The organism is Streptomyces sp. NPDC049597 (genome assembly GCF_040675505.1).
GTDB lineage: Bacteria > Actinomycetota > Actinomycetes > Streptomycetales > Streptomycetaceae > Streptomyces.
The window spans coordinates 89276-96851 of sequence record NZ_JBFAOY010000027.1 but is presented as its reverse complement, the minus strand read 5'-3'; the positions used below and the strand labels follow the sequence as shown (position 1 = coordinate 96851).

5 protein-coding genes and 1 pseudogene are annotated in these 7576 nt (G+C 72.8%); 4 read left to right on the top strand and 2 right to left on the bottom strand.

Features of this window, described 5'->3' with window-relative positions:
• Together AB0K02_RS26550 and AB0K02_RS26545 are read left to right on the top strand one after the other, a co-directional pair.
• Window positions 1-591 (top strand): annotated as a pseudogene (locus AB0K02_RS26550) (hypothetical protein); the annotation flags it as partial.
• Window positions 592-667: 76 nt separating this feature from the next.
• A complete protein-coding gene (locus tag AB0K02_RS26545) occupies window positions 668-2059 on the top strand; it encodes a GNAT family N-acetyltransferase (RefSeq protein ID WP_365995030.1) in 1392 nt (463 codons plus the stop codon).
• On the opposite strand, the gene AB0K02_RS26540 is transcribed toward AB0K02_RS26545, so the two are convergent.
• Complete coding sequence (locus AB0K02_RS26540; RefSeq protein WP_365995029.1) at window positions 1995-3254, bottom strand: PLP-dependent transferase; 1260 nt, start codon at window positions 3252-3254, stop codon at window positions 1995-1997. The two genes, AB0K02_RS26545 and AB0K02_RS26540, sit on opposite strands and share 65 nt — an antisense overlap.
• A gap of 59 nt (window positions 3255-3313) precedes the next feature.
• Here AB0K02_RS26540 and AB0K02_RS26535 point away from each other — a divergent pair, with 59 nt between their 5' ends.
• Both AB0K02_RS26535 and AB0K02_RS26530 read left to right on the top strand, forming a co-directional pair.
• The gene (locus AB0K02_RS26535) at window positions 3314-3814 is read left to right on the top strand and encodes an Lrp/AsnC family transcriptional regulator (protein WP_365995028.1); all 501 of its coding nucleotides are present in this window, start codon (window positions 3314-3316) and stop codon (window positions 3812-3814) included.
• Between the two features lie 38 nt (window positions 3815-3852).
• Window positions 3853-5535, top strand: coding sequence for a DUF885 domain-containing protein (locus AB0K02_RS26530; protein WP_365995027.1), 1683 nt, complete (start codon window positions 3853-3855; stop codon window positions 5533-5535).
• 129 nt (window positions 5536-5664) lie between these two features.
• Here AB0K02_RS26530 and AB0K02_RS26525 read toward each other — a convergent pair whose 3' ends face one another.
• On the bottom strand, window positions 5665-7560 hold the full coding sequence (locus AB0K02_RS26525) for an ABC transporter ATP-binding protein (protein WP_365995026.1): 1896 nt from the start codon (window positions 7558-7560) through the stop codon (window positions 5665-5667).
• Between the last annotated feature and the right edge of the window lie 16 nt (window positions 7561-7576).

Sequence of the window (7576 nt, the reverse complement as noted above, 5' to 3'; positions counted from 1 at the left end):
AGGAACCGGCAGCGGCGAGGGCCGCCGTCCCGCAGCGGGATGGCGGCCCTCGCCGTTCCTCTCGGCGCGGGCGGCCGGTTCCGGGCGACCGCCCCGGCGCGCTCGATGTCGCCGTGCCCGGCTCCGCGTCCTGGAGAGCGGGCCGGTGTCGCGCTCCACGACCACGGGAACCCGCGTACCGCTTCTGATGTCAGCGGTGCCACCGGGCTCGTGGGCAGGGAGGACGCGGCGCTGGTGCGGGAGGGCACGGTGAAGCTCAACCGCCTTGCGGGCTCGGCCCGTACGGCCGCGGTGACCGGGGCGTACGGGACGGTGTGGGGGCTGCTTTCGGCCGCGCTGCCCGCTCTGCCGGCCCTCGGGCCGACCCCGTGCGGTCTGGGCGAGATACTGGACGTGGCCGCCGACTGCGTGGAGCGCTGCGGTCCGGACACGGCGTCGCGTGCCGCAGACTCCGGTGCGGTTCCGAGGCTCATGGAACAGGCGGGACGGGGTGGTTCGTCCCGGCTCGTGGTCCAGGCGTCCTGGCTGCCGGCCGCACTGGGTCAGGGAAGCGGACATCGCACGCCAGAAACGGCCAAAACCAGCCCATAGCAGTCCAGATGGGCTTTTAACCCGTCAGTCACAAAGCGTTCGTGATCACGCAACACCGTTCGGTCACAGTGATGCCATGACCGATGTGACTTCTGCGAAGAGCGCCCGCCGTCCGCACCACTGGCGGCGGGACCTCGTCGAACTGGCCGCCCTGTTCACCGCGGTCGCCGTCGCCGACGCGATCGCCAACCTGATCGGACACGGCCCCGACGGTCCGTTCCTGCTCGTCGCCTCCGCCGTCACGCTGATCGCCACGGCGGCGTTCCACACATGGTGGGCACGACGCCACAGTCATGCGCCTCCCGCCACGGCAGCACCGCTGAGCACGGCTCCCGCCGAGGGGGCCGGCCCGGATCCGTCCGGCGACGAGCCGCGCGAGACGGCGCTGTGGCGGATGCGCACGACCGTCAAGGACGCCCCCGGCAGCCTGGCCGCCCTCTGCACCGCCCTGGCCCACCTCGACGTCGACATCCTGACCCTGCAGACGCACCCGCTGGGCGACGGCACGGTGGACGAGTTCCTGCTGCGCGCCCCCGCCGGCCTCCAGGCGCAGCAGCTCAGCCGCGAGATCGCCGCGGCCGGCGGCACGAGCACCTGGACCGAGCGCGCCGACGCGCACGACCTCGTCGACACCCCGACCCGCGTGCTCGGCCTCGCCACGCGCACCGCCCTCGACGCCGCGGAGCTGCCGCTCGCCCTGCGCCAGCTGCTGGGACGCTGCACGATCCGCTCGCGCCCGGCGCTCTCGCTGAGCGGCCGGCCCACCGGCGACATGCCGCCGGTGGAGGGCGTCCTGGAGGAGACCGTGATGCATCTGCGCGATCCGAACGGCGGCGCGATCACCGTCGAACGGCCGTACCTGCCCTTCACCCCGACCGAGTTCGCCCGCGCCCGCGCGCTCGTCGAGCTGGACGCCCGCCTCGGCCCGCGCATCCCGCGCAGCCAGGACGTGCTCACCCTCCCCGAGGGCAACGAGATCACCGTCCGCCGCGCCGACCAGGGCGACGTGGAGGCGGCGCTCGCCATGCACGAGCGCTGCTCGGACCGGACGCTGAGCCTGCGGTACCACGGCCCCGTGGGCGACGCCGACCGCTACCTCAACCACCTGCTCAGCCCGCGCTTCGGCCGCACGCTCGCGGTGCAGACGGCCTCGGGCCGGCTGGTCGCCCTCGGCCATCTGCTGTGGGACGGCGACGAGACCGAGGTCGCCCTGCTCGTCGAGGACGAGTGGCAGCGCCGCGGCATCGGATCGGAGCTTCTCGGCCGTCTGGTGGCCCTGGCCGCCGAGGCCGGCTGCGACAGCGTCTACGCCGTCACGCAGGCGTCGAACACGGGGATGGTCGCGGCGATGCGCGGCCTCGGCCTGCCGCTGGACTACCAGATCGAGGAGGGCACCCTGGTCGTCACCGCACGGCTGGACGCGGTACCGGTGCGCCCTGCGATCCGTTACGAGCAGGCGGAGCGCTGAGGATCTCGGCCGCCGCCCCCGGGCGCCGGACGGCCAGGGCGTCGTCCGGCCGGGCGCTGAGCGCCTCGGTCAGGTCCCGCCACAGGTCCTCGACGTCCTCCAGGCCGACCGACATCCGCAGCAGCCGGTCGCTGACCCCGTGTGCGCGCCGGTCGCCCTCGGCCACGATCCGGTGGCTGATGGAGGCCGGGTGCTGGATCAGGGTGTCGACGCTGCCGAGGCTCACCGCCGGGGTGATCAGCCGGACACCGGCGATCACCCTGTGCGGGTCGCCGTAGACCTCGAAGGAGACCATCGCGCCGCCGATGCTCGGGTAGTGCACCCGGGCGACCCGCGGGTCGGCGTCGAGCCTGCGGGCGAGATCGGCGGCGGTGGTCGACGCGGCCCTGACCCGTACCGGCAGGGTGGACAGACCGCGCAGCAGCAGATAGCCGGCCAGCGGGTGCAGGACGCCGCCCGTGGCGAACCGCACCTGGCGCAGCTTGCGCGCGAACTCCTCGTCGCAGGCCACGACGCCGCCCATGACGTCGCCGTGCCCGCCCAGGTACTTGGTCGCGCTGTGCAGCACCAGCCGGGCCCCCTCCTCGGCGGGCCGCTGGAGGACGGGGGTGGCGAAGGTGTTGTCGACGAGCAGCGGCACCGAACCGCAGGCCTGCCGCACGGCGCGCAGATCGACCTCCGCCAGCGTCGGGTTCGCCGGGGTCTCCACCATCACGAGGCCGGTGTCGGGGCGCAGGGCCTCGGCGATCCCCGCCGGGTCCGTCCACGTGACCTCGGTGCCGAGCAGTCCGGCGTTCAGCAGATGGTCGCTGCAGCCGTACAACGGCCGGACGGCGACGACGTGCCGCAGGCCCATGCTCGCGCGGACCAGCAGCACGGCGGTGAGTGCCGCCATGCCGCTGGCGAACGCGACCGCGGCCTCGGTGCCCTCCAGCTTGGCGAGGGCCGTCTCGAACCGCGCGGTGGTGGGATTGTCCAGCCGCGCGTAGACGGGCGGGCCGTCGAGGCGGGCGCCGGTCTCGGCGAAGGCGTCGATCCGGGCGGCCTCGGCGGCGGCGTCGTGGGAGGGGTAGGTGGTCGAAAGATCGAGCGGCGGGGCGTGCACGCCCAGCTCCGCGAGATCCTCGCGTCCTGCGTGCACGGCTTCGGTGGCCAGGGCCCGGGGTGCGGACGTGGCCGCTGCTGCGTTCTCCATGGCGGCACTGTGAACAGCTACCGGGACGTAGCGATACTTCTCCGTGTTACGTTCGGCAGATGGCTGAATCTGTCGCACTGGACCCGGTGGACCTGCACATCCTGCGCCTGCTGCAGAACGACGCCCGGACCACCTACCGGGAGCTCGCGGCAGAGGTCGGGGTGGCGCCCTCGACCTGCCTGGACCGGGTCACCAGGCTGCGCCGCTCCGGCGTGATCCTCGGCCACCGTCTCGCCCTGGACCCCGCCAGGCTCGGGCGCGGGTTGCAGGCCCTGCTGATGGTCCAGGTGCGTCCGCACCGGCGCGAACTGATCGGACCGTTCGTCGAGCGGATCCGGGCGCTGCCCGAGTCGCTGGCGCTGTTCCATCTGACCGGCCCGGACGACTACTTGGTGCACGTGGCCGTCACCGACATGGCGGACCTGCAGCGGCTGGTCCTGGACGAGTTCACCTCGCAGCGCGAAGTGGCCCGTGTGGAGACCCGGTTGATATTCCAGCAGTGGGAGTGCGGGCCGCTGCTGCCCCCCGCGCAGGGGCGTCAGGCGTCCGACGCCGGATGATGGTGACGCGGAGGGCTTCGGCGTACGAGGATGGCCCCATGCCACCCACTTCCAGCAGCGCGCTGCCCCGTCAGGTCGCCGACGCTTATGTCGACGCACTCGTCGAGCTCGATCCGATCGCCGGAACGTACCTGGGCGTCAAGGGGAGTTCCGGACTCCTGCCCGACTTCTCGCCGGCCGGTCAGGAGGAGATCGCGGGCCTCGCCCGTGCGACCCTCGCCGGCCTCGACGCCGCCGAGAAGCTGCCGGGCGCCGACAGTGACGCCGAGCGGCGCTGCGCCCGCCTGCTGCGCGAGCGGCTGACCGCCGAGCTCGCCGTGCACGAGGCGGACGAGGGCCTGCGGACGGTGAGCAACCTGCGGTCACCGGCCCACGCGGTGCGGGAGGTGTTCACCGTGACGCCGACCGAGACCGAGGAGGACTGGGCCGCCGTCGCCGAACGGCTGCGCGCCGTCCCGCGGGCCCTGGAGGGCTACCGCGCCTCGCTCGCTCTGGGCCTCGACCGGAAACTGTTCGGCGGGCCCCGCGCGACCCGGACGTTCGTCGGACAGATGACGGACTGGATCGGCGGCGGTCGCAGCTGGTTCGAGGACTTCGTCGCGGAAGGCCCCGCGTCGCTGCGTGTCGAACTGGACGTGGCGGCCCGCACCGCGACGGGGTCACTGGTGGCGTTGCGCGACTGGGTGCGCGATGTGTACGCCCCCGCCGTCGCCGACGCGCCGGACACCGTCGGCCGCGAGCGCTACGCCCGCTGGGCGCGCTACTTCAACGGCACGGACCTGGACCTCGACGAGGCGTACGCCTACGGCTGGTCCGAATACCACCGTCTGCTGGGTGAGATGAAGGCGGAGGCGGGAAGGATCCTGCCCGGCGCGGGCCCGTGGGAGGCGCTGGCGCATCTCGACGCGCACGGCGAGCACATCGAGGGCGAGGAGGAGGTCCGGGCCTGGCTGCAGAAGCTGATGGACGAAGCGATCGAGGCGCTGGACGGCACCCACTTCGAACTCGCCGAGCGCGTACGGAGAGTGGAGTCCTGCATCGCCCCGCCCGGCGGCGCGGCGGCTCCGTACTACACCGTGCCGTCGGAGGACTTCTCGCGCCCCGGGCGCACCTGGCTGCCGACGCGGGGCGAGACCCGGTTCCCCGTCTACGACCTGGTGTCGACGTGGTACCACGAGGGCGTGCCCGGCCACCATCTCCAGCTGGCGCAGTGGGTGCACGTCGCCGACCGCCTCTCCCGCTACCAGGCGACGATCGGCATGGTGAGCGCCAATGCCGAGGGGTGGGCGCTGTACGCGGAGCGGCTGATGGACGAACTGGGCTTCCTGCCGGACCCCGAGCGCCGGCTCGGGTATCTCGACGCGCAGATGATGCGGGCGTGCCGGGTGATCGTGGACATCGGCATGCACCTGGGACTCGGTATTCCGGCGGACTCGCCCTTCCGCCCGGGAGAGCGGTGGACGCCGGATCTGGCGCAGGAGTTCTTCGGGAAGCACAGCGGCCGCCCGGCGGACTTCGTGGAGAGTGAGCTGACCCGCTACCTGTCCATGCCGGGGCAGGCGATCGGCTACAAGCTGGGCGAGCGGGCCTGGCTGCTGGGCCGAGAGAACGCGCGCCGCGCGCACGGGGACGCGTTCGACGCCAAGGCGTGGCACATGGCCGCCCTGTCCCAGGGGCCGCTGGGGCTGGACGACCTCGTCGAGGAGTTGTCGCGCCTGTGACGTCACGACGCCGTCGGGTACGGGCCTGGCCCGTATCCGACGGCGTCGGCGGCAACACCCGGTGGCAGCCGTCCGCGCCTCCCACCGGGCGACTGCCGGGCGGGCCCGGCCGGTCAGAGCCGGGGACGGCTACGCCACCTCGGCCACACCCACGGGCTTCGCCCGTCCCTGTGCGAACTGGGTGCGGTAGAGCTCCGCGTAGCGACCGCCGGCCGCGAGCAGGTCCTCGTGCCTGCCGCGCTCGACGATGCGGCCGTCCTCGACGACGAGAATCAGGTCGGCGGCGCGGACGGTGGAGAGCCGGTGGGCGATGACGAGCGCGGTGCGCCCCTCGAGCGCCTCGGCGAGGGCCTCCTGCACGGCTGCCTCCGAGGTGTTGTCGAGGTGGGCGGTGGCCTCGTCGAGGATCACCACACGCTGCTGGGCGAGCAGCAGGCGTGCGATGGTCAGCCGCTGGCGTTCACCACCGGAGAGCCGGTAGCCGCGCTCGCCCACCACGGTGTCCAGGCCGTCGGGCAGGGAGGCCACGAGCTCCTCGAGCCGGGAGCGGCGCAGGGCGTCCCACAGTTCCTCCTCGCTCGCCCCGGGCCGGGCGAGCAGCAGATTGGCCCGCACCGAGTCGTGGAACAGATGCCCGTCCTGGGTCACCATGCCGAGGGTCTCGCGTACGGACGCGGCGCTCAGGTCACGCACGTCCACACCTCCGAGGCGCACGACCCCGGAGTCGGCGTCGTACAGGCGTGGCACCAGCTGGGCGATGGTCGATTTGCCCGCCCCCGACGAGCCCACGAGCGCGACGGTCTGGCCCGGCTCGGCACGGAAGGACACCTCGTGCAGAACCTCGGCACCGCCGCGGGTGTCGAGTGCGGCGACCTCCTCGAGCGAGGCGAGGGAGACCTTGTCGGCGGAGGGATAGGCGAAGCGGACCTTCTCGAACTCGACGGCCACCGGTCCGTGCGGGACCTGGCGCGCGTCCGGCTTCTCCTCGATGAGCGGCTTCAGGTCAAGGACCTCGAAGACGCGCTCGAAGCTGACCAGGGCGCTCATGATCTCGACGCGGGCACCGGCGAGCGCGGTCAGTGGCGCGTAGAGACGGGTGAGAAGGAGGGCCAGGGCCACGACGGCGCCCGGCTCCAGGGAGCCCCGCAGCGCGTAGTAGCCGCCGAGGCCGTACACCAGGGCCAGAGCCAGGGCCGAGACGAGGGTGAGGGCGGTGATGAAGGCGGACTGCGCCATGGCGGTGCGCACGCCGATGTCGCGCACCCTGCGGGCTCGCGCCGCGAATTCGGCGGACTCGTCGTCGGGCCGGCCGAAGAGCTTGACCAGGGTGGCGCCCGGGGCGGAGAAGCGTTCCGTCATGCGGGTGCTCATGGCGGCGTTGTGCCCCGCCGCCTCGCGCTGCAGCCTGGCCATCCGCGCGCCCATCCGACGGGCGGGGACCACGAACACCGGCAGCAGGACCAGGGCGAGCAGGGTGATCTGCCAGGAGAGGCTGAGCATCACGGCCAGGGTGAGCAGCAGCGTGACGAAGTTCGAGACGACGCCCGACAGGGTGTTGGAGAAGGCCCGCTGGGCCCCGATGACGTCGTTGTTGAGACGGCTGACCAGGGCGCCGGTGCGGGTGCGGGTGAAGAAGGCGACGGGCATGCGCTGCACGTGGTCGAAGACGGCCGTACGCAGGCTGAGGATCAGGTCCTCCCCCAGGCTCGCGGACAGCCAGCGGTTCAGCAGCCCCAGTCCGGCCTCGGCGAGCGCGATGAGCGCGATGAGCGCGGCGATCCTCAGGACGGTGCCGGGGTCGGAGCCCTCGACGATGGCGTCGACGACCCGCCCCGCGAGTACCGGCGTGGCGACGGCGAGCAGCGCTGTGACCACGCTGAGCAGCACGAACTGCACGATCCGACGGCGATGCGGGCGGGCGAAGCCGGCGATGCGGCGCAGTGTGGCGCGGGCGAACGGGCGGCGGTCCTGCTGCGCGTTCATCACACTGTGCAACTGCATCCAGGCGGTGGTTTCCATGCTCATGGGAACGACGTTAGGA

Excerpts from the sequence above, each read along its gene's own strand:
- AB0K02_RS26545 (WP_365995030.1), top strand. The coding sequence starts at position 668 with ATGACCGATGTGACTTCTGCGAAGAGCGCCCGCCGTCCGCACCACTGG.
- AB0K02_RS26540 (WP_365995029.1), bottom strand. The coding sequence starts at position 3,254 with ATGGAGAACGCAGCAGCGGCCACGTCCGCACCCCGGGCCCTGGCCACC.
- AB0K02_RS26535 (WP_365995028.1), top strand. The coding sequence starts at position 3,314 with ATGGCTGAATCTGTCGCACTGGACCCGGTGGACCTGCACATCCTGCGC.
- AB0K02_RS26530 (WP_365995027.1), top strand. The coding sequence starts at position 3,853 with ATGCCACCCACTTCCAGCAGCGCGCTGCCCCGTCAGGTCGCCGACGCT.
- AB0K02_RS26525 (WP_365995026.1), bottom strand. The coding sequence starts at position 7,560 with ATGAGCATGGAAACCACCGCCTGGATGCAGTTGCACAGTGTGATGAAC.